Origin of the sequence: Pseudomonas sp. F(2018), from assembly GCF_005508865.1 — a bacterium.
GTDB lineage: Bacteria > Pseudomonadota > Gammaproteobacteria > Pseudomonadales > Pseudomonadaceae > Aquipseudomonas.
Genome location: NZ_SCOM01000001.1, coordinates 650,944 through 671,907 on the forward strand (window position 1 = coordinate 650,944; position 20,964 = coordinate 671,907).

At 66.7% G+C, this 20,964-nt stretch carries 21 protein-coding genes; 11 read left to right on the plus strand and 10 right to left on the minus strand.

Annotated elements, in window-relative coordinates:
* Positions 1-2: 2 nt before the first annotated feature.
* Positions 3-2,756 (minus strand): response regulator, encoded by a 2,754-nt coding sequence (locus FFS62_RS03185; protein WP_137971356.1) that lies wholly within the window; start codon positions 2,754-2,756, stop codon positions 3-5.
* 164 nt (positions 2,757-2,920) lie between these two features.
* On the opposite strand from FFS62_RS03185, the gene cysM reads away from it, so the two are divergent.
* From cysM to FFS62_RS03215, 6 genes are all read left to right on the plus strand, one after another.
* Positions 2,921-3,808: a cysteine synthase CysM gene (cysM, locus tag FFS62_RS03190; RefSeq protein ID WP_137971357.1), complete on the plus strand. Its 888-nt coding sequence runs from the start codon at positions 2,921-2,923 to the stop codon at positions 3,806-3,808.
* Between the two features lie 2 nt (positions 3,809-3,810).
* Positions 3,811-5,160 carry a 23S rRNA (uracil(1939)-C(5))-methyltransferase RlmD gene (gene rlmD, locus FFS62_RS03195; RefSeq protein ID WP_137971358.1) on the plus strand — a complete coding sequence of 450 codons (1,350 nt, stop codon included), beginning with the start codon at positions 3,811-3,813 and terminating at the stop codon, positions 5,158-5,160.
* Between the two features lie 80 nt (positions 5,161-5,240).
* Positions 5,241-7,487 carry a GTP diphosphokinase gene (relA, locus tag FFS62_RS03200; protein WP_137971359.1) on the plus strand — a complete coding sequence of 749 codons (2,247 nt, stop codon included), beginning with the start codon at positions 5,241-5,243 and terminating at the stop codon, positions 7,485-7,487.
* A gap of 165 nt (positions 7,488-7,652) precedes the next feature.
* Positions 7,653-8,483, plus strand: a complete 831-nt coding sequence (gene mazG / locus FFS62_RS03205; protein WP_137971360.1) for a nucleoside triphosphate pyrophosphohydrolase — start codon at positions 7,653-7,655, stop codon at positions 8,481-8,483.
* Between the two features lie 19 nt (positions 8,484-8,502).
* On the plus strand, positions 8,503-9,042 hold the full coding sequence (locus tag FFS62_RS03210; RefSeq protein ID WP_137971361.1) for a DUF2058 domain-containing protein: 540 nt from the start codon (positions 8,503-8,505) through the stop codon (positions 9,040-9,042).
* 111 nt (positions 9,043-9,153) lie between these two features.
* Positions 9,154-10,809, plus strand: coding sequence for a GGDEF domain-containing protein (locus tag FFS62_RS03215; protein WP_137971362.1), 1,656 nt, complete (start codon positions 9,154-9,156; stop codon positions 10,807-10,809).
* A 1-nt stretch (position 10,810) separates the two neighbouring features.
* On the opposite strand, the gene FFS62_RS03220 is transcribed toward FFS62_RS03215, so the two are convergent.
* From FFS62_RS03220 to purM, 4 genes are all read right to left on the minus strand, one after another.
* Entirely contained in the window at positions 10,811-11,080 is a 270-nt protein-coding gene (locus tag FFS62_RS03220; RefSeq protein WP_137971363.1) for a Rho-binding antiterminator, read from the minus strand.
* Positions 11,081-11,172: 92 nt separating this feature from the next.
* Entirely contained in the window at positions 11,173-11,892 is a 720-nt protein-coding gene (locus tag FFS62_RS03225; protein WP_137971364.1) for a DUF3108 domain-containing protein, read from the minus strand.
* An 8-nt stretch (positions 11,893-11,900) separates the two neighbouring features.
* Positions 11,901-12,548 carry a phosphoribosylglycinamide formyltransferase gene (purN, locus tag FFS62_RS03230; protein WP_371920095.1) on the minus strand — a complete coding sequence of 216 codons (648 nt, stop codon included), beginning with the start codon at positions 12,546-12,548 and terminating at the stop codon, positions 11,901-11,903.
* Complete coding sequence (purM, locus tag FFS62_RS03235; RefSeq protein WP_137971365.1) at positions 12,548-13,606, minus strand: phosphoribosylformylglycinamidine cyclo-ligase; 1,059 nt, start codon at positions 13,604-13,606, stop codon at positions 12,548-12,550. The genes purN and purM overlap by 1 nt, the downstream gene beginning before the upstream one ends.
* Positions 13,607-13,802: 196 nt before the next feature.
* On the opposite strand from purM, the gene FFS62_RS03240 reads away from it, so the two are divergent.
* The 3 genes from FFS62_RS03240 to hda all read left to right on the plus strand — a co-directional run bounded on the left by FFS62_RS03240 (position 13,803) and on the right by hda (position 16,711).
* Positions 13,803-14,828 (plus strand): DUF2066 domain-containing protein, encoded by a 1,026-nt coding sequence (locus FFS62_RS03240; RefSeq protein ID WP_137971366.1) that lies wholly within the window; start codon positions 13,803-13,805, stop codon positions 14,826-14,828.
* An 87-nt stretch (positions 14,829-14,915) separates the two neighbouring features.
* The gene (locus FFS62_RS03245) at positions 14,916-16,010 is read left to right on the plus strand and encodes an AI-2E family transporter (protein WP_137971367.1); all 1,095 of its coding nucleotides are present in this window, start codon (positions 14,916-14,918) and stop codon (positions 16,008-16,010) included.
* Positions 16,007-16,711, plus strand: coding sequence for a DnaA regulatory inactivator Hda (gene hda, locus FFS62_RS03250; protein WP_137971368.1), 705 nt, complete (start codon positions 16,007-16,009; stop codon positions 16,709-16,711). The genes FFS62_RS03245 and hda overlap by 4 nt, the downstream gene beginning before the upstream one ends.
* Here the strand turns inward: hda and FFS62_RS03255 are convergent, their stop codons facing one another.
* The 4 genes from FFS62_RS03255 to arsC are packed head-to-tail and all read right to left on the minus strand — an operon-like array spanning position 16,712 to position 18,747.
* Positions 16,712-17,389 carry an alpha/beta fold hydrolase gene (locus FFS62_RS03255; RefSeq protein WP_137971369.1) on the minus strand — a complete coding sequence of 226 codons (678 nt, stop codon included), beginning with the start codon at positions 17,387-17,389 and terminating at the stop codon, positions 16,712-16,714.
* The gene (locus FFS62_RS03260) at positions 17,389-17,799 is read right to left on the minus strand and encodes a DUF2069 domain-containing protein (RefSeq protein ID WP_137971370.1); all 411 of its coding nucleotides are present in this window, start codon (positions 17,797-17,799) and stop codon (positions 17,389-17,391) included. The genes FFS62_RS03255 and FFS62_RS03260 overlap by 1 nt, the downstream gene beginning before the upstream one ends.
* On the minus strand, positions 17,792-18,397 hold the full coding sequence (gene wrbA, locus FFS62_RS03265; RefSeq protein ID WP_137971371.1) for an NAD(P)H:quinone oxidoreductase: 606 nt from the start codon (positions 18,395-18,397) through the stop codon (positions 17,792-17,794). Before wrbA ends, FFS62_RS03260 begins: the two co-directional genes overlap by 8 nt.
* Entirely contained in the window at positions 18,394-18,747 is a 354-nt protein-coding gene (gene arsC / locus FFS62_RS03270; protein ID WP_137971372.1) for an arsenate reductase (glutaredoxin), read from the minus strand. Before arsC ends, wrbA begins: the two co-directional genes overlap by 4 nt.
* A 73-nt stretch (positions 18,748-18,820) precedes the next feature.
* Here arsC and FFS62_RS03275 point away from each other — a divergent pair, with 73 nt between their 5' ends.
* Positions 18,821-20,038 carry a YihY family inner membrane protein gene (locus FFS62_RS03275; protein ID WP_137971373.1) on the plus strand — a complete coding sequence of 406 codons (1,218 nt, stop codon included), beginning with the start codon at positions 18,821-18,823 and terminating at the stop codon, positions 20,036-20,038.
* A 179-nt stretch (positions 20,039-20,217) separates the two neighbouring features.
* A complete protein-coding gene (locus tag FFS62_RS03280; RefSeq protein WP_137971374.1) occupies positions 20,218-20,409 on the plus strand; it encodes a hypothetical protein in 192 nt (63 codons plus the stop codon).
* Between the two features lie 55 nt (positions 20,410-20,464).
* Here the strand turns inward: FFS62_RS03280 and FFS62_RS03285 are convergent, their stop codons facing one another.
* On the minus strand, positions 20,465-20,857 hold the full coding sequence (locus tag FFS62_RS03285) for a hypothetical protein (RefSeq protein WP_137971375.1): 393 nt from the start codon (positions 20,855-20,857) through the stop codon (positions 20,465-20,467).
* Positions 20,858-20,964: the final 107 nt, after the last annotated feature.

Consider the following 20,964-nt stretch of genomic DNA (forward strand, 5'->3'; position numbering starts at 1 on the left):
CCTCAGGCGCTGATCGCGGCCTCCTCGGCCAGTCGGGCGATGGCCGCGTCCAGTTCGTCGAGGGCGTTCTGCGCGTTCGGATCGTCCTGCTTGAGCAGGGTCTCGCTGCGCTGGCAGGCGGCGCGCAGCTGCGGCACGCCGCAGTAGCGGGTGGCGCCGTGCAGGCGATGGACCCGCTCGATCAGCGCGTTGCGCTCGCCGCTGTCGCGGGCCTGGCGAATAGCCTGGCGGTCGGCGGGCAGGCCGGCCAGTAGCATGCTGAGCATGTCGCTGGCCAGGTCGGCCTTACCGGCGGCCAGGCGCAGGCCTTCCTCGGCGTCGAGCACGCGCAGGCTGGCGCTGATCGCCGCAGTGGCGGACGCGGCCGGCTGCGGATGGTTGCGCAGGGCTAGGCCGGTCCACTTGAGCACCACCTGGGCCAGCTGGCGCTCGTTGATCGGCTTGGTCAGGTAGTCGTCCATCCCGCCCTGCAGCAGGGCGCGTTTCTCGTTGGCCAGGGCGTGGGCAGTGAGGGCGACGATGGGCAGCGGGCTGCGCTCGCGCTCCTGCTCCCACTGGCGGATCGCCTCGGTGGCCTGGCGACCGTCCATGCCGGGCATCTGCACGTCCATGAACACCAGGTCGAAGGCCTGCTGCTGCACGGCCTGCACGGCGGCGTAGCCACTGTCCACGGCGGTGACGTCAGCGCCCATATCGTCGAGCAGGGTCTGCACCAGCAGCAGGTTGGCCGGGTTGTCGTCGACGCACAGCAGGCGCGGCGGACGGCTGGTCAGCGGGGCGGGCGCCTCGGCCTTGACCTGGCGCGGGCTGACCAGCTCGCTGAGGGCGCGCAGCAGCTTGCGCGTACAGGCCGGCTTGGCCTGCAGCTGCAGATGGGTCTCCGGCAGCGCCTCGTGGTACAGCGACTGTTCGGTGGTGGGGCACAGCACCAGGGACTTGCAGCCGAGGCGGTCGAGATCCCACAGGCGCTGGCCGAGCTGTTCCGGCGGCAGCTCCTGGATACTGACGCCGAGCACCGCCAGGTCGATCGGCTGGCCGGCCTCGCGCTGGCGGGTCACCTGCTCCAATAACTGGTCGAGGCTGGCGAACTCCAGCACCTGCAGGCTGCAGTCTTCCAGCTGGTGCTGCAGGGCTTGGCGGGTCAGCTCGTGGCTCTCCAGCATGGCCACGCGGCGGCCCTGCAGCGGCGCGCGCGGCAGGTCGTCGGCATCGTCGCGGGCCTTGGGCAGGGTCAGGCTGATCCAGAATTCCGAGCCGGTGCCGGGGCTGCTGTCAACGCCGATCTCGCCGCCCATCTGCTCGATCAGGCGCTTGGAAATCACCAGGCCGAGGCCGGTGCCGCCGGCCTGGCGGCTGAGCGAGTTGTCGGCCTGGCTGAAGGCCTGGAACAGGGCGCGCAGGTCCTCGTCGGAGAGGCCGACGCCGGTGTCCTGCACGCTGATGCGCAGCTGGGCGCGGTCGTCGCTCTCGTCCTCGACCATGGCGCGCACGGCGATGGTGCCCTCGCGGGTGAACTTGATGGCGTTGCTCACCAGGTTGGTCAGCACCTGCTTCAGGCGCTGCGGGTCGCCCTGCAGCGACAGCGGGGTGTCGCGGTAGATCAGGCTGACCAGCTCCAGCTGCTTCTGGTGGGCGGAGGGCGCGAGGATGGTCAGGCAGTCCTGGATAAGGTCGCGCAGGTTGAACGGGATGTTCTCCAGCACCAGCTTGCCGGCCTCGATCTTGGAGAAGTCGAGCACCTCGTTGATGATCCCCAGCAGGCTCTCGGCGGACTTCTCGATGGTGCCCAGGTAGTCCTGCTGGCGCGGGGTCAGGTCGCTCTTCTGCAGCAGGCCGGTGAAGCCGAGGATGCCGTTGAGCGGGGTGCGGATCTCGTGGCTCATGTTGGCCAGGAACTCGGACTTGATGCGGCTGGCCTCCAGGGCCTCCTTGCGCGCCAGGTCCAGCTCGATGTTCTGGATCTCGATGGTCTCCAGGTTCTGCCGCACGTCCTCGGTGGCCTGGTCGATGCTGTGCTGCAGCTCTTCCTGGGCGTTCTGCAGCGACTCGGCCATGCGGTTGATGCCGGCCGCCAGTTCGTCCATCTCGTGGTTGCCCAGCGGCGGCAGGCGGGTCTCCAGCTGGCCGTCCTTGAGCTGGATCACGCCCTGCTTGATGGTCCGCAGCGGGTCGTTGATCGCCCGGCTCATGCGCAGGGCGAGCAGGGCGGTGACGGTGAGGCCGGCGACGATCAGCAGCAGGCTGGCGAACAGGCTGCGATAGCCCTGCAGCAGGGTGCGGTGGTGCGACAGTTCCAGCTCGACCCAGCCCAGCAGGCGGTCGGCGCTGTCCGCCTCGGCAGGGCCGGCGATGCTCTGGTGGCGGCCGAATACCGGCATCAGGAAGCGCGTGGCGTCCTGGCTGCTGCTGGTGGCGAGTGGCTCGACCGTGGCCTGCGGCGGCGGGTTGAGCATGTCCGGCCCGGCCTGGGCCAGGCTCTGCCGCTCGGCGGAGAGGAAGCCGACGGCGCGCACGTCCTGCTGGTTCAGCGCTTCCTCGGCCAGACGCTCCAGCTGCGCCGCATCGCCCCGCGCCAGGGCCTGGGCGGCCAGTGGCGCCAGGTGCTGCACCGCCGTTTCGCCACGCTGCTGCAGCTGGCTGCGCAGGTCGGCCAGCTGCATCCAGGTGAAGTAGCCGCCCAGTACCAAGGCCAGCAGGCTGGTGGGTAACAGGGTGAGCAGCAGCACGCGGCCCTTGATGCCGAGGTCCTTGAACACGGGGTTCTCCAGCGATTCGATGTTTCGCGAGTTTAGCGGCTGAGCCGATGAGCGGACAGCGGCGCAGAGCAGCGGCGTGATCTCGGCCGGTCATGCCGATATGGCCGGCGGCGGTTTGCCGGTATCATGGCGCACCTGTTTCGTGAACGGATAGCCGTCTCGCCATGACCCTGCAGTTTCCCACCATCGCCGACTGCATCGGCAACACCCCGCTGGTCCGCCTGCAACGCCTGCCCGGCAACACCTCCAATACTCTGTTGGTGAAGCTGGAGGGCAACAACCCGGCCGGTTCGGTGAAGGATCGTCCGGCCATGTCGATGATCACCCGCGCCGAACAGCGCGGCGACATCCAGCCCGGTGACATCCTGATCGAGGCCACCAGTGGCAACACCGGCATCGCCCTGGCGATGGCGGCGGCGATCAAGGGTTACCAGATGGTCCTGATCATGCCGGACAACTCCACCGACGAGCGCAAGGCGGCGATGACCGCCTACGGTGCCGAGCTGATCCTGGTGGACAACATGGAGGTGGCCCGCGACCTGGCCCTGGCCATGCAGGCCGAAGGCAAGGGCAAGGTGCTCGACCAGTTCGCCAACGGCGACAACCCCGAGGCCCACTACCGCGGCACCGGCCCGGAGATCTGGCAGCAGACCGGCGGCGGCATCACTCACTTCATCAGCTCCATGGGCACCACCGGCACCATCATGGGTACCTCGCGCTACCTCAAGGAGCAGAACCCGGCCATCGAGATCATCGGCCTGCAGCCGCAGGACGGCTCGGCCATCCCCGGCATCCGCCGTTGGCCCCAGGAATACCTGCCGAGCATCTATGACGCCAGCCGCGTGGATCGCGTGCTGGACATCACCCAGGCCGAGGCCGAGGAGATGATGCGGCGCCTGGCGCGCGAGGAGGGCATCTTCTGCGGCGTGTCCTCCGGCGGCGCGGTGGCGGCCATGCTTAAGCTGGCCCAGGAAGTGGAGAACGCCGTGATGGTGGCGATCATCTGCGACCGCGGCGACCGCTACCTGTCGTCCGGCCTGTTCAACCGCTGACCATGAGCAAGCACAGATCGCTGCGCTTCCAGCCCGCCGGTGGCGAGCGCAAGGCGCAGGTGCCGGTCGGCAAGAAGCAGAAACTGCTGATCGAGCGCCTGGCCAATGACGGCCGCGGCATCGCCTTCATCGACGGCCGCAGCTGGTTCGTCGCCGGCGGCCTGCCGGGCGAGGAAGTCGAGGCTCGCGTACTCAACGCCCGCAGCCAGGTGGTGGAGGCGCGCGCCGAACGCGTGCTGCGCGCCGTGGAGCTGCGCCGCGAAGCGCCCTGTGCCCACGCCGGCAGCTGTGGCGGCTGCACCCTGCAGCATCTGCCCCATGCCGAACAGCTCGCCCTGAAACAGCGCACGCTGGCCGAGCAGCTGCAGCGCCTCGGTGGCGTGCAGCCGGATGAATGGGTGGCACCGCTCAGCGGTCCCGAGTTCGCCTACCGCCGCCGCGCGCGCATCGCCGTGCGCTGGGACGTCAAGGCCAAGCGCCTGGACGTCGGTTTCCGCGCCGCCGCCAGCCAGGACATAGTCGCCATCGCCGACTGCCCGGTGCTGGTACAGCCCTTGCAGCCGATCATGCGTGCCTTGCCGCAGCTGTTGCGCGCTCTGGACAAGCCCCAGGCCCTGGGTCACGTCGAGCTGTTCCATGGCACCCAGTCGGCCGTGCTGCTGCGCCATACGGCGCCGCTGGGTGAATACGACCTGCAACGCCTGCGCGAGTTCTGCACCGAGCACGATGCGCAGCTGTGGCTGCACGGTGCTGGCGAGCCCGAGGCAGATCAGCCCGGGCAAGCTCTGGGCTACCGCCTGGAGCCCTGGAACCTGGAGCTGCAGTACCGGCCCGGCGATTTCGTCCAGGTCAATGGCGCGGTCAATCAGGCCATGGTCGAACAGGCGCTAGACTGGTTGGCGCCGCAGACTGGCGAGCGCGTGCTGGACCTGTTCTGCGGCCTGGGCAACTTCGCCCTGCCGCTGGCGCAGCAGGTGCGCGAGGTGGTGGCGGTGGAGGGTGTGCAGGCCATGGTCGAGCGGTCGCGGGCGAACGCCGCGGCCAACGGCCTGGGCAATCTGCACTTTTTCCAGGCCGACCTGTCGAACCCGCTGGCCGGGGCGCCCTGGGCCGCCGAGGGCTTCGACGCGATCCTGCTGGACCCGCCGCGCGATGGCGCCTTCGAGGTGGTCAAGCAGATCGGCGAACTGGGCGCGCGGCGCCTGGTATATGTTTCGTGCAACCCTGCGACCCTGGCGCGTGATACCGCCGAACTGGTCAAACAGGGCTTCCGGCTGAAGCGGGCCGGGATTCTCGACATGTTCCCGCAGACGGCGCATGTGGAGGCGATGGCGTTATTCGAGGCTGGCTAGGATGCCGGCGCAATCCGACCGGCTCACAGAAGGCCGGCGATAATCCGGTGGGCTGCGACCCGCCGTAGGGAAGGCAGAAGATGGTACAGGTGAGAGCACACCAGCCGATCAACCTCGACGGCAGCATCAACCTCGAGGCCTGGCTGGACCATACGCTGAGCGTCGACCCGGCGCTGGACCGCGCGGCCCTGAAGGCGGCCTGCGAGTTCGCCCGCGAGGTGGAACAGCAGGCCAATGCCGCGCAGAACCTGTGGGCGGAAGGCAACTCCAGCTTCCAGACCGGCCTGGAGATCGCCGAGATCCTCGCCGACCTCAAGCTGGACCAGGACAGCCTGGTGGCCGCGGTGATCTACCGCGCCGTGCGCGAGGGCAAGATCAGCCTCAAGGCGGTGCAGGACAAGTTCGGCCCGGTGGTCGCCAAGCTGATCGAGGGCGTGCTGCGCATGGCCGCCATCAGCGCCTCGCTCAACCCGCGTGACTCCCTGGTGCTCGGCTCCCAGGCCCAGGTGGAGAACCTGCGCAAGATGCTGGTGGCCATGGTCGACGACGTGCGCGTGGCCCTGATCAAGCTGGCCGAGCGCACCTGCGCGCTTCGCGCGGTCAAGCATGCCGATGACGAGAAGCGCCTGCGTGTGGCCCGCGAGGTGTTCGACATCTATGCACCGCTGGCCCATCGCCTGGGCATCGGCCATATCAAGTGGGAGCTGGAGGACATCTCCTTCCGCTACCTGGAGCCCGAGCAGTACAAGCAGATCGCCAAACTGCTGCACGAGCGCCGTCTCGACCGCGAGCAGTACATCGCCGAGGTGATGCAGCAGCTGCGTGACGAGCTGACCGCCACCGGCATCAAGCCGGACATCAGCGGCCGGGCCAAACACATCTATTCGATCTGGCGGAAGATGCAGCGCAAGGGCCTGCAGTTCAGCCAGATCTACGACGTGCGTGCGGTGCGCGTGCTGGTGCCGGAAGTGCGCGACTGCTACACCGCGCTGGGCATCGTGCACAGCCTGTGGCGGCACATCCCCAAGGAATTCGACGACTACATCGCCAACCCCAAGGAGAACGGCTACCGCTCCCTGCATACGGCGGTGATCGGCCCGGACGGCAAGGTGCTGGAGGTGCAGATCCGCACCCAGACCATGCACGAGGAGGCCGAGCTGGGCGTCTGTGCGCACTGGAAGTACAAGGGCACCGACGTCAAGGGCAACTCCGACCACTACGAGGAGAAGATCTCCTGGCTGCGCCAGGTACTCGAGTGGCACGAGGAGCTGGGCGACATCGGCGGCCTGGCCGAGCAGCTGCGCGTGGACATCGAACCGGACCGGGTCTACGTGTTCACCCCGGACGGCCACGCCATCGACCTGCCCAAGGGCGCCACGCCGCTGGACTTCGCCTACCGCGTGCACACCCAGATCGGCCACAACTGCCGGGGCTCCAAGGTCAACGGGCGCATCGTGCCGCTGACCTATAGCCTGCAGACCGGCGAACAAGTGGAGATCATCACCTCCAAGCAGGGCGCGCCGAGCCGCGACTGGCTCAACCCCAACCTGGGCTACATCACCACCTCGCGGGCGCGGGCGAAGATCGTCCACTGGTTCAAGCTGCAGGATCGCGAGCAGAACGTCGCCGCCGGCAAGGCCATGCTCGATCGCGACCTGTCGCGCCTGGCGCTGTCGGCGGTGGACTTCGCCAAGCTGGCCGAGAAGTGCAATCTTAAGACGGTCGAGGACATGTACGCCGCCCTCGGCGCCGGCGACCTGCGCCTGGCCCACGCGGTCAATCTGGCCCAGCAGCAGGTGGAGCCGGAGCGCGGCAACGAGCAGCTGGAGTTGATCCCGCGGCGCGCGACCTCGCCACGTCCGGGTCGCCGCGGCGACATCCAGATCGAGGGTGTCGGCAACCTGCTGACGCAGATGGCCGGCTGCTGCCAGCCGCTGCCGGGCGACCCGATCGTCGGCTACATCACCGTCGGCCGCGGTGTCAGCATCCACCGCCAGGACTGCGCTTCGGTGCTGCAGCTGGCCGGGCGCGAGCCGGAGCGGATCATCCAGGTCAGCTGGGGCCCGGTGCCGGTGCAGACCTATCCGGTGGACATCGTCATCCGCGCCTACGACCGCTCCGGTCTGCTGCGCGACGTGACCCAGGTGCTGCTCAACGACCGCATCAACGTGCTGGCGGTGAACACCCGCTCGAACAAGGAGGACAACACCGCCTCCATGCTGCTGACCATCGAGATTCCCGGCCTGGATGCCCTGGCCCGGTTGCTGGCGCGGATCAGTCAGCTGCCCAATATCATCGAGGCGCGGCGCAATCGCAGCGGCGGTTGAGCTGCTGCGCTCGGTCTGGCGTTGTTGAAGCACCCTCGGAAAATGCTCATTGGCTACAGCCAACTCCGCTTTTCCGAGGTCGCTTCGCCTAGCCAGCCCTTCGCTCGCGACGCTCAACACCCTGTTAAGTAGGGCGGGTGAACCCCGCGAGAACCAGGTAAACCCATGTACCAACTCGACGACCTGCTGCACCTGATGGCCCGCCTGCGCGACCCGCAGCATGGTTGCCCCTGGGACCTCAAGCAGAGCTACGCGACCATCGTCCCCTACACCCTCGAAGAAGCCTACGAGGTGGCCGACGCCATCGAGCGCGGCGACTTCGACCACCTGCCCGGCGAGCTGGGCGACCTGCTGTTCCAGGTCGTCTACTACAGCCAGCTGGCCAGGGAAGAGGGGCGCTTCGAGTTCGCCCAAGTGGTGGACGGCATCACCCGCAAGCTGGTGCGTCGCCATCCCCACGTGTTTCCCGACGGCGACCTGTACGGCGCGCCGGACATGGCTCGCCTGGAAGAGGCGGCGATCAAGCGGCGCTGGGAAGAGATCAAGGCCGAGGAGCGCGCCGAGAAGGCCGCCGTGCCGCAGCAACTGTCGCTACTCGACGATGTGCCCCAGGCCCTGCCGGCCCTGAGCCGCGCGGCCAAACTGCAGAAGCGTGCGGCCCAGGTTGGTTTCGACTGGCCGGAAGCGCTGCCGGTGGTGGACAAGCTGCGCGAGGAGCTGGACGAAGTGCTGGAGGCCATGAGCGAAAACGACGCCGAGACCATCGCCGAAGAGGTCGGCGACCTGCTGTTCGTTGCGGTCAACCTGGCGCGGCACCTCAAGGTCGATCCGGAGACCGCCCTGCGTGCGGCCAACAACAAGTTCGAGCGGCGCTTCCACTACATCGAACAGGCATTGCGCGACGCCGATCGCCCCATCGAGAATTGCAGCCTGGAAGAGCTGGACGCCCTGTGGGGCGAAGCCAAGAAACTGGAAAAGCAGTCCCCGGGCTGCTGACGATCAAGAGCGAGTACCCATGAGCCTTTCCCTCCGCGACCAGCTGCTCAAAGCCGGCCTGGTCAATGAAAAGCAGGCCAAACAGGCCGGCAAGCAGAAGCAGAAGCAGCAACGCCTGGAGAAGAAGAACCAGGTCGAGGTGGACGACTCGCAGAAGCAGGCCGCCCTGCAGGCCAAGGCCGAGAAGGCCGCCAAGGACCAGGAGCTGAATCGTCAGCAGCAGGAGAAGGCCGAGCAGAAAGCCATCGCCGCGCAGATCAAGCAGCTGATCGAGACCAGCCGCCTGCCCAAGCTGACCACCGAGGACTACTACAACTTCGTTGATGAGAAGAAGGTCAAGCGCCTGTCGGTCAACGCCCTGATGCGCGACAAGCTCAGCCGCGGTTCGCTGGCCATCGTCCGCCTCGGCGGTGCCTACGAGGTGATCCCGCGCGAGGCGGCGCTGAAGATCCAGGAGCGCGACCCGGCCCGCGTGCTGTTGCTCAACACCCAAACCGAGGCGCCGGACGCCGACGACCCGTACGCCGCCTACCAGGTGCCGGACGATCTGATGTGGTGATCGTTCGCCACGCCTGAACAGACGCCGCCTTCCGCCGGAATGCGGCGTTTTTCATTCCCGCTGCGCTTCTGCTAGACCTACAGGAGCGATCTCGCGCGAGGTTACGCCTCCTTGTTCCCTATTCATCCTGCATCGCGCCGCAGCTTTTCCCGCTGTCTCCTCAGCGGCATCTGGCTGCTCTGCCTGGCGCTGGTGCTGCCGGCCCAGGCCGAGGAGCTGCGCCCGGTCAGCCTGCAGCTGAAGTGGCGTCACCAGTTCCAGTTCGCCGGCTATTACCTGGCGCTGGAGCGCGGTTACTACCGCGATGCCGGCATCGATCTGCGCATCCTGCCCTGGCGACCGGGCGTCGATGCCATGGACGAGGTGCAGGCCGAGCGCGCCGACTTCGGCATCGCCGGCTCGGAGCTGGTCCTGGCTCATGTGCAGGGCCGCCCGCTGGTGAGCCTGGCGGTGATCTTCCAGCATTCCCCGGCCGTGCTGTTCGCCCGCCGCGCCGCCGGCATCGGTAGCGTGCACGATCTGCCGGGCAAGCGCGTGGTGCTGCATGATTTCGAGGCAGAGCCGTTCGCCTACCTGCAGCACGAGGGCATCGCCCGCGACAGCCTGGTGCGCGTGCCGCCGATGGACAACCAGCTGCAGGCCCTACTGGAGGGCCGGGTCGATGTGATTTCCGGCTACTCCACCGACGAGGCCTATGTGCTGCAGCAGCAGGGCCTCGACTATATCGAGCTGACGCCGCGTGCGGCGGGCATCGACTTCTACGGCGACGCGCTGTTCGCCAGCGAGCGGCTGTTGCGCGGCGATCCGGCACTGGTCGAGGCCTTTCGCGCCGCCAGCCTGCGCGGCTGGCGCGAGGCGTTTGCCGATGTCGACGGCAGCATTGCGCTGATTCGCCAGCGCTACGCCCCGGAGCTGAGCGAGGGCAAGCTGCGTTTCGAGGCCGAGCAGATGCGCCGCCTGGTATTTCCCGATCTGATCGAGCTGGGCTACCAGCACCAGGGGCGCTGGCAGAGCATCGCCGAGGTGTACCAGGAGCTGGGCATGTTGCCGCCGGGGGCGAGCGTCGACGGCCTGATCTACCAGGTGCCACAGCCCCTGGGCAGTCGCATGCTCAACTGGGCCAGCCTGGTGATCCTCGTCGGTCTGCTGCTGGCGGCCTGGGTGGCGCGGCGCTTCTATCGCCTGAGTCGCTCGCTGCGCCTGAGCAATCTGGCACTGACCGAGCGCCTGCGCGAAAACCAGCAGTTGCAGGATCAACTGCGTTTCGCCGCCGAGCGCGACCCGCTGACCAACCTGTACAACCGCCGCTATCTCTACGCCAGCCTGCCGCTGGAGATCGCCCGCGCCGAACGCGAAGGCTATGGCGTGGGGCTGGTGCTGATCGACGCCGACTACTTCAAGCTGGTCAACGATACCTACGGCCACTCGGCCGGCGATCAGGTGCTGCTGGCCCTGGCCGACCTGCTGCGTGGCCATGCGCGGGCCGGCGACATTCTCTGTCGCTGGGGCGGTGAGGAGTTTCTGCTGGTGCTGCCACGCATCAGCCAGGTGGCGCTGGCCCAGCGCGTGGAGCAGCTGCGCCAGGACTTCAGCGAACTGGCGCCGCTGGACGTGGCGCCGCAACGCCACTTCAGCTTCTCTGCCGGCTACGCCCTGTATCCGGACGACGGGCGCGATAGCGAGAGCCTGATCCTCTGCGTCGACAACGCGCTGTACGCGGCGAAGAAGGCCGGCCGCAACCAGGTGATGGCGGCAGGGCAGGGCTGATTCAGCAGCGCGGGCCCAGTTCGACTCGGCCGAAACGGGCGTTGGCGGTCAGCGGCGTGATCGCCAGCAGGCGATCCAGACGCAACCTGTGCAAGCCCTGGGCGTCGCGCACCACGAGGAATTCCTGTTTCTGCGCATCGGTCTCGGTAGTGATCGCCTCGGCCTCCAGGCGGGTGCCGTCGCGCAGCTCGATGGCCAGGCGATAGTGCTGCAGGCAGGCCACTTCGAGATGATCATAGAGGCTGCAGGAAACCGGCTGGTAGTCGCTCATGCTGCTTTCCCCTTGGAGCAATGGATACAGGTTAGGCCGAGTGCGGGCAGAAAAAAGCCGGGCAGTGCCCGGCTTCTTCGTGTGCACGAGTATTACTCGGCGATGCCCTCGACGGTGCGGCCGTCGACCTGTCCGTCCTTGAGCATGATCTGATATTCCTTGCCATCCTTCTCCACCTGGTGCAGGCGCACCAGCAGGTAGTTCCAGTCCTTGGCGAACCACAGCACGGTCTTGCGGCTGCTCTGGGTGGGGTCGCGCACGCGCTCGACCTTGATCGCGTCGATCAGGCCGGCCTTGGTGCGCACGCGCTCCTCGCCGAGTACGCGGAAGTCGTAGGTCTCGATCTCGTCGCCGTCGACCACCTGGTAGCTCATGCTCTGCTTGCCGGCAGCCACGTCGTGCTGCAGTACCAGCTGGTAGGTCGATTTGTCCTGGATGCCGCGATTGAGCGGGAAGCGCACGGGCTCTCCGCGATCGTTGCCCAGTACCTGCTTCTCGGTCCAGTCGAAGTCCAGCTCGATCTGCTTGGCCTTGCCCAGACCGCTGCGGTCGAAGCGGTAGGTCAGCGGCAGGAAGGCGTCGTTCTCCATGCGGAAGGTGCTGGTCTCGTTGAGACTGGCCACCAGCATCGAGGCTTCGAAGTTCAGCTCCCAGCGGCCGTTGTCCAGGGCCTCCAGGCTGCGGCTGGCGGTGCCGCTGATCGGCACCTGCTTCCAGTCGGCGGTGTAGCTGGCGGAGAAGGGCTTGAGCTCCAGGGCGGCCTGCACCGGCAGGGCCAGGAGGGCGAGCAGCATCAGCAGAACGCGGGGCATGGAATCTCCTATGTGCGGATCAGGTGTCCGGTGGCCGGCAGGTCCTTGCCGTCCAGTTGTGCGCCGCTGGCGCCCAGTCGCAGGCGGCCTTCGGCGAACCAGCGCATCGCCAGAGGATAGATGTGGTGCTCCTGGGAATGCACGCGCTGGGCCAGGCTTTCCGGCGTATCGCCAGACTCTACCGGCACCACCGCCTGTACGACCAGAGGCCCGCCATCGAGTTCCTCGGTGACGAAGTGCACGCTGCAGCCATGCTCGCTGTCACCGGCCTCCAGCGCACGCTGGTGGGTGTGCAGGCCCTTGTACTTGGGCAGCAGCGAGGGATGGATGTTCAGTAAACGGCCTTCGTAGTGACGCACGAAGTTGCCGGTGAGAATGCGCATAAAGCCGGCCAGCACCACCAACTGCGGGTCGAAGCCGTCGATGGCCTCGACCAGCGCGGTGTCGAAGGCCTCGCGGCCGTCGAACTGCTTGTGGTCCAGCACGCGGGTGGCGATGCCGGCCTGCCTGGCGCGCTCCAGGCCGTAGGCATCGGCGCGGTTGGAGATCACCGCGGCGATGCGCGCCGGATTGCCGTCATTGGCGATGCTGTCGATCAGGGCCTGCAGATTGCTGCCGGACCCCGAGATCAGCACAACGACATTGCAGTCGCCCATCAGTGGGCTTTCAGGTTGTTCAGCACGACCAGCTCGGCACCTTCGGCGGCCTGGGCGATCTGGCCGATCACCCACGGGGTTTCACCCGAGGCGCGCAGGCTGGCCAGGGTAGCCTCGACCTGATCCTGGGCGACGCAGATGACCATGCCGACGCCGCAGTTCAGTACGCGGTGCATCTCGTGCTCGTCGACGTTGCCTTTTTCCTGCAGGAAGTCGAACACGGCCGGGCGGTTCCAGCTGGCCACGTCGATCACCGCCTGGGCGCCTTGCGGCAGCACGCGCGGGATGTTGTCGAGCAGGCCGCCGCCGGTGATGTGGGCCATGGCCTTGACCGCGCCGGTGTCCTTGATCAGCTTGAGCAGCGGCTTGACGTAGATGCGGGTCGGCGCCATCAGCAGGTCGGCCAGCTTGCTGCCGTTCAGCTCGGTGGCTTCGATGTCGGTGTCGGACACTTCGAGAATCTTGCGGATCAGCGAGTAGCCGTTAGAGTGCGGGCCGGAGGAAGGCAGGGCGATCAGGGCGTCGCCGGTGACCACTTTCGAGCCGTCGATGATCTCGGCCTTCTCCACCACGCCGACGCAGAAGCCGGCCAGGTCGTAATCTTCGCCTTCGTACATGCCCGGCATCTCGGCGGTCTCGCCACCGACCAGGGAGCAGCCGGCCAGCTCGCAACCGGCGCCGATGCCGGTGACCACGGTGGCGGCCACGTCGACGTTGAGCTTGCCGGTGGCATAGTAGTCGAGGAAGAACAGCGGCTCGGCGCCGCACACCACCAGGTCGTTGACACACATGGCGACCAGGTCCTGGCCGATGCTGTCGTGCTTGTTCAGGTTCAGCGCCAGGCGCAGCTTGGTGCCGACGCCGTCGGTGCCGGACACCAGTACCGGCTGCTTGTAGCCGGCGGGAATTTCGCAGAGGGCGCCGAAACCACCCAGGCCACCCATGACTTCCGGACGCGCGGTGCGCTTGGCCACGCCTTTGATGCGCTCGACCAGGGCTTCGCCGGCGTCGATGTCGACACCTGCATCCTTGTAGCTGATGGAGGGTTGCTTGCTCATGGGTTCAGGCCTTTAGAAGGGGAAATGCTGTGGGCGACCGGCGTTGGCACGGGCCGGTCCGCGAAGGCGCGCGATTTTATCAGGCTTGCCCGTCAGCGGCCACCTGGCGCGACGGTTGCCGGGGGACAGGCGGCTGTTTAAGGTATAGCCCTCCGCGCGCCGCACAGGCGCGTCCCTTCGAACCGAGACCCTATCGATGCGCCTGTCCGCCCGCCTGTTTGCACTTTGTCTTTCGCTGCTCAGCCTGCCGGCCCTGGCCGAGACGGTCAGCGGCCTCTATCAGGTGCGCGAGCCAGTCACCAGCCAGCAGCCGGAGGAGCGCACGGCCGCCCTCAGTCGCGCTTTGGAGACCCTGGTGCTGCGCCTGACCGGCGACGCCAAGGCCGTGCAGAGCCCGGCGCTGGAAGGCGTGCGCCAGGATCCGCAGCAGCTGGTCAGCCAATATGTGTACGAGGGCGAGACCCTGGTGGTGGATTTCGACCCGCTGACCACCGAAAACAAACTGCGCCAGGCCGGCCTGGCGCTGTGGGGTGCCAATCGTCCGGCCATCTTGACCTGGTGGCTGAACACTGGTGCCGAAGGTGCCAGCCTGGTCGGCGATGGCCAGGAAGCCGCTGCGCCACTGCAACAGGCCGCCCAACACCGTGGTCTGCCGCTGCGCCTGCCGCTGGCCGATCTGCAGGAACAACTGGTCGCCACCCCGGAAAACCTCGCGGCCAGCCAGCCAGATGCCCTGCAGCCGGCCTCCGAGCGTTACGGCGCCGATGCCCTGCTGGCCGTGCAGGCTCGCGAGGACGGCGGTCAGTGGCTGGCCGAGTGGCGCCTGTGGCTGGGCGACGCGCGCGAGCAGGGCAAGGCCCAGGGCGCCGATCAGAAGGCGCTGGCTGATGCTGTGTTGCTGGCCGTGAGCGAGCGCCTGGCGCCGCGTTTTCTGGTCAAGCCGGGCGCCGCCAGCGCCCTGACCCTGGAGATCCAGGGTGCCAACCTGGGTCGCTATGCCGAGCTGGAACGCCTGCTCGAACCCTTCGCCGCGCGTCTGATGCGGGTCAAGGGCGATCAGATAGTCTGGCAGGTCAACGCCAGCGCCGAACAGCTGCGCGCCCAGCTGGGCCTGGCTGGCCTGCAGGAAGTGCCGGCGGACGCCGCGCCGCTGGATGCCAGCAACGACCCCCAGGCTGCGCCCGTTCCGGCACCGGCCAATCTTATGCGCTTCCGCTGGTAAGCCGGCGGTTCGTCGTTCAAGGACTGACATGTGCGCCGCCCGGCATGCGGGCGTGCAAGTTTCATCACTAGAGGCGGAGTGCCTGAGATGACCGATTCGCGGCGCTGGCTGTGGCTGGCCGGATTGTTCCTGTGTGGCTGGCTGATCTATTTGCTCACCCCGATCCTGTCGCCCTTCCTGGTGGCCATGCTGCTGGCCTACATGGGCGATCCGCTGGTGGACCGCCTGGAGAAACGCGGTCTGTCGCGCACCTGGGGCGTGGTCATCGTCTTCAGCCTGTTCAGCCTGCTGCTGTTGATCATGCTGCTGGTGCTGATTCCCATGCTCGGTCGCCAGTTGGTGCGTCTCTACGAGCTGGCGCCGCAGGGCCTCGATTGGGCCCAGCACCAGGCTCTGCCCTGGGTGCAGACACAGCTCGGTCTGGCCGAGGGCTTCTGGCGCTTCGAGCAGGTCAAGCAGGCGCTGTCCGGACATATGGGCAAGACCACTGACATCGTCGGCGGTCTGCTGGCTCAGGCCACCGCCTCGAGCCTGGCGCTGCTCGGTTGGCTGGGCAACCTGTTCCTGATCCCGGTGGTGGCCTTCTACCTGCTGCGCGACTGGGACCTGATGGTGGCCAAGCTGCAGAACCTGTTGCCGAGGGCGCGCGAGGGCCTGGTGGTGCGCCTGGTCGGTGAATGCCACGAGGTGCTCGGCGCCTTCATGCGCGGCCAGTTGCTGGTGATGCTGGCCCTGGCTGCCATTTACTCGGTCGGCCTGATGGTCGTCGGCCTGGAACTGGGCTTGCTGATCGGCCTGCTCGCCGGCCTGGCCAGCATCGTGCCGTACATGGGCTTTGTCGTCGGTTTCGGCGCCGCCGTGGTGGCCGCGCTGTTCCAGTACGCCGGCTTCGAGCTGTACCCGCTGATCGGCATCGCCGTGGTCTTCAGCATCGGCCAATTGCTCGAAGGCATGGTGTTGACCCCCATGCTGGTCGGCGACCGCATCGGCCTGCACCCGGTCGCGGTGATCTTCGCCATCCTCGCTGGTGGCCAGCTGTTCGGCTTCACTGGTGTGCTCCTGGCTCTGCCGGTGGCCGCCGTGATCATGGTTTTGCTGCGCCATGCGCATGATTTCTATAAACTTTCCGCACTTTACGGAGAGTCTTCCGGCGATTCGCAAGAACCGCCGTCCAGCGCATGAAACCTGTCCAGCTGCCCCTCGGCGTGCGTCTGCGTGACGACGCCACCTTTGCCAACTACTACCCCGGCGCCAACGCGGCGGCGCTCGGCTATGTCGAGCGCCTGTGCGAGGCCGACGCCGGCTGGACCGAGAGCCTGATCTACCTGTGGGGTGGCGAAGGTGTGGGGCGCAGTCACCTGCTGCAGGCGGCCTGCCTGCGTTTCGAGCAGCGTGGCGAGCAAGCCGTGTACCTGCCGTTGGCTGAAGTGGCAGATTACGGTCCGGAGTTGCTGGATGGCCTGGATCAGGCCGAACTGGTGTGCCTGGACGATCTCGATGCCGTGGCGGGGCGGGTGGACTGGGAAGAGGCGCTGTTCCACCTGTTCAATCGCCTGCGCGACTCCGGTCGGCGCCTGCTGCTGGCGGCCACTGTGTCGCCACGTGAACTGCCGATCCAGTTGCCTGACCTGCAGTCGCGCCTCACCCTGGCGCTGGTATTCCAGCTGCATTCGCTTTCCGACGAAGACAAGCTGCGCGCCCTGCAGCTGCGGGCCTCGCGCCGTGGCCTGCACCTCACCGACGAGGTCGGTCGCTTCATCCTCACTCGCGGCGAACGCAGCATGAGCGCGCTGTTCGAGCTGCTGGAACGCCTCGACCAGGCCTCTCTGCAGGCCCAGCGCAAGCTGACCATTCCCTTCCTCAAGGAAACCCTGGGCTGGTAATCAGGCTGTTTCGCTTAGCCCAGTGATGAACTGCCGGATTACCTGGGCGCAGGCCTGTGGTTGGCTTTGCAGCAGGAAATGAGGCCCTTCTATCCTGGCCTGTTGAAGATTACAGCAGTGCCTGCCAATGCTGGCTGTTGCCAAATGGCTCACCAATCTGTCGCGCGTTGGCCACAGGTGTAATGTCGGCAACGCCAGATTTTCTTCCGGGCAGCGCAGTTGCGCGAGAGCCTGTAGTCGCTGCCGAACCAGTTGCGGCGACAGATGGCGGATCTCATTTTGTAGCAGCTGCAGCACCTTCGTATCGGCGTCCTCGATGCAGAACCATCGTAGAAGCCAGGCTGGTGCCGGCAAGCTTCGTGCTATTGGCAGGCGGCAGGCCAACGACAGTAGCGGATGAGGCGGGCTGAGAAAACTGGCCGCGAGGATCAGGCCTTTCAGGGCGCTCGGTCTGCGCAGTGCCAGGCGAAAGGCCAGCGGGCCGGAGAAGGACTCGCCGAGCAGGGCGAAAGGCGTCTCCCCCAACTGCTCGATCAGGACGCTGGCCAGGCTGTCATGGTCCTGCGGTCCCTGAGGCGGAAGTTCCAGTACTGAACAGGGCAAATCCTCGAGCTGCGTTAGCAGTGGCGCGAACAGGCTGCTGCTGCCGTTGAGGCCCGGCAGCAGCACCAGACGCATCAGCTTTCGCCCGCCAGCTTGCGGTCGTGCTGGAACTTCCAGCGGACGTAGAGCAGGGCGCTGCAGAACAGGAGCAGGCTGATCACCGTCTCCAAGGCGCCGAACAGGGCGCGGTTCGGGTCGATGGTGGCCAATACGCCCTGGATGAAATAGATATTCACCACGAAGCAGGCCCAGGCGTGGGCGCGGGCGTTGCCCAGTAGCAGGCCGGGGGCGAGCAGCAGCAATGGCAGCAGCTGGATGCTCAACACCACCCAGGTGCGTGCGCCATGGAGATCGGCGAAGGCCAGGTTCCACACCAGCAACAGGACGAGCAGGGCGGCGAAGCTGAACAGGCTGAGGGCGCGGCTGAGCTTCAGGCGTGGGGCCAGCCAGTCGAGGCTGGGCAGGGGCTTGGGCGTTCTAGCCACGGGTGGTCTCCAGTTTTGCGGCGGTGTTCGCCAGGCGCTGGCCGAGGGCGCGGCACAGAGTGATTTCGTGTTCGTCGAGGTTACGTTTGCCATCGGCGCCGGCATGATGGCTGGGGCCATAAGGCGTGCCGCCGCCGCGGGTGTCGAGCAGGGCGCCTTCGCTGTACGGCAGTCCGCAGACCAGCATGCCGTGGTGCAGCAGCGGCAGCATCATCGACAGCAGGGTGCTTTCCTGGCCGCCGTGCAGGCTGGAGGTGGAAGTGAATACGCCGGCCGGTTTGCCGACCAGTTCGCCGGTCAGCCACAGGGCGCTGGTGCCGTCGATGAAGTATTTCAGTGGCGCGGCCATGTTGCCGAAGCGGGTCGGGCTGCCCAACGCCAATCCGGCGCAATGCTTGAGGTCGTCGATGCTGACGTACAGGGCGCCTTCGTCGGGGATGGCCGGGGCCACGGCCTCGCATTCGCTGGACACCGCCGGCACCGTGCGCAGGCGCGCCTCCAGGCCGCCCAGTTCGACGCCGCGGGCAATCTGCCGGGCCATCTCGGCGGTGGCGCCGTGGCGGCTGTAGTAGAGCACCAGGATGTAGGGCGAACTCATGCCAGCAGCTCCAGCACCTTCTCCGGCGGGCGACCGATCACGGCGCGCTTGCCGGCGACCAGGATCGGCCGCTCGATCAGCTTGGGATGGGCGGCCATGGCGGCGATCAGTTGCTCATCGCTGAGGCTGGCATCGGCCAGGCCGAGCTCCTTGTATTCATCCTCGCCACTGCGCAGCAGCGCGCGGGCGCCGATGCCCAGCTTGCTCAACAGCTCGCGCAGTTCGGCGGCGCTGGGCGGCGTTTCCAGATAGCGCACCACATTCGGCGCCAGGCCGCGGGCTTCGAGCAGCTCCAGCGCACCGCGGGACTTGGAGCAGCGCGGGTTGTGGTAGAGGGTCAGATCGGTCATGGCGGGTGCCCATTGGCGAATGAGGGCGCTATTCTAGCCGCGTCGAGCACGAAACGGGTTCTAAGGAGTGGGCATGCGACAGCGGCTGGATGATGTGGTGGAGTTCTGGCGTTTCCTGTTGCAGCGTTTCCTCGCCGACCGCGCCATCAACAGCGCCGCCGCGCTGACCTACACCACGCTGTTCGCCGTGGTGCCGGTGATGACCGTGACCTTCGCCACGCTCTCCGCCGTGCCGGCGTTTCAGGATACCGGCGAGCAGATCCAGAGTTTCATCTTTCACAACTTCGTGCCATCGTCCGGCGAGACGGTGCAGCAGTACCTGCGCGAATTCACTACCCAGGCACGTCACCTGACCTGGGTCGGTGTGGCGCTGTTGGCGGTCACCGCGTTCTTCATGCTGGTGACCATCGAGAAAACCTTCAACGCGATCTGGCGGGTGCGCCAGCCGCGTCGCGGTATCTCCAGCTTCCTGTTGTACTGGGCGATCCTCAGTCTGGGGCCGCTGCTGCTGGGCGCCGGTTTCGCCGTGACCACCTACATCGCCTCGTTGTCGCTGCTGTCCGGGCCGGATGCGCTGATCGGCGCCAAGACCCTGCTGGGCTTCGCGCCACTGCTGTTCAGCACGGCGGCTTTCACCCTGATCTATTCGGCGGTGCCCAATGCCCGCGTGCCGCTGGCGCATGCGCTGACCGGTGGGCTGTTTGCTGCCGTGCTGGTGGAAATAGCCAAGGGCATCTTCGGCCTGTTCGTCAGCCTGTTCCCGGGTTATCAGCTGATCTACGGGGCCTTCGCCACGGTGCCGTTGTTCCTGCTGTGGGTCTATCTGTCCTGGCTGATCGTGCTGTTCGGCGCCGAGCTGGTATGCAACCTGTCGTCGTCGCGCATCTGGCGGCGTCGTGCGTTGCCGCGCCTGCTGGTGCTGCTCGGTGTGCTGCGGGTATTCCACGATCGTCAGCAGCGTGGTCGGCCGGTGCGCCACCTCGATGTGCAGCGCGAAGGCTGGTTGCTGCCGGAGGACGAGTGGGAGGAAGTACTCGACTTCCTCGAGCGCGAACAGCTGATCTGTCGCACCAGCGGCGGGGGCTGGGTGCTGTGTCGCGATTTGGAGCATTACAGCCTGCATCGCCTGCTCGGTCATAGCCCCTGGCCGCTGCCGCGTCCGGGGCAGTTGCCGGAACAACTGGACGAGGCCTGGTATCCGGCGTTGCGCCAGGTATTGGCGCAACTGCATGAGCAGCAGGCGGCGCTGTTCGATGGCAGCCTCGCGCAGTGGCTGCGTGCCAAGGAATAGGCTTGCCAGAAGTGACGAAAAAAGTCAGTTTAAGGCGAGGTGCAGTCTGTCGCATGAGACTGCAGGTGCGCTGAGGCGCAGAAACCACCGGCCCAGGAAGGCTGGCACGCTTCTGGCAACTACCCAGCTATATGCTGGCACACTGCTAGCGGCCTGAATGACTCAGGGAAGTCGAGTGAATGAGCAGTAGCAAGAACAAGATAGTGCCGTTGCAGCCGCGGGACTCGGAGGAGGCGCTGGAGAGGCTCAACCGTATCACCGGCCTGCGCTTCTCGCGCTGGCCCGAGTCGCTGGCGGCACTGGCCCGCCAGGCAGCGGAAGAGGCCGAGCCGCCGAAGCCCAGCAGCGTGGTGCGCTTCGGGGTTTTCTGAGTCCCCTAAAAAACAAAACCCCCGCCGAGGCGGGGGTGGGAAAGAGCCGGAAGTGTCAGGCCAGCGCCTGGCGGGAAGCGGCGTCCAGCATCTCCACGGCTTGCACGAACAGTTCCTCGACGATCAGCGTCTGCGCCGGTACCGCCGAGCGCAGGCGCACCTGCATGTCCTCGATCTTCTGTTTCATCGGCAGGCGGGCGATGCCGGATAGCATGACCTTGTTGTGCCCGTTTACCTTGCCATGATCCACCGCCACTTCGCGCACCTGGCTGCCGTCACGGTAGCGCACCATCAGCGACACCGGCAGGTTGGCCAGCCCCGGCAGATGCAGCCACACCGCCACGTTGAACTCCCCGACCCGGCCCTCATAGGGCGTAACGCTAAGGCGTGCGCTATTGACGATGCTGGCAGGGACTGGGCCGATCAGCTTGTCGTTGGCTTGGGACATGGGAGGGCTCCGGCAGAACTCGTTGGTATAGGAATGGGCGGATTATAGGCGTGGGGTCCCCGGCGAAACTGTGCACTGAGGCTCCGCCGGCTGAGACTTTCGTCGCA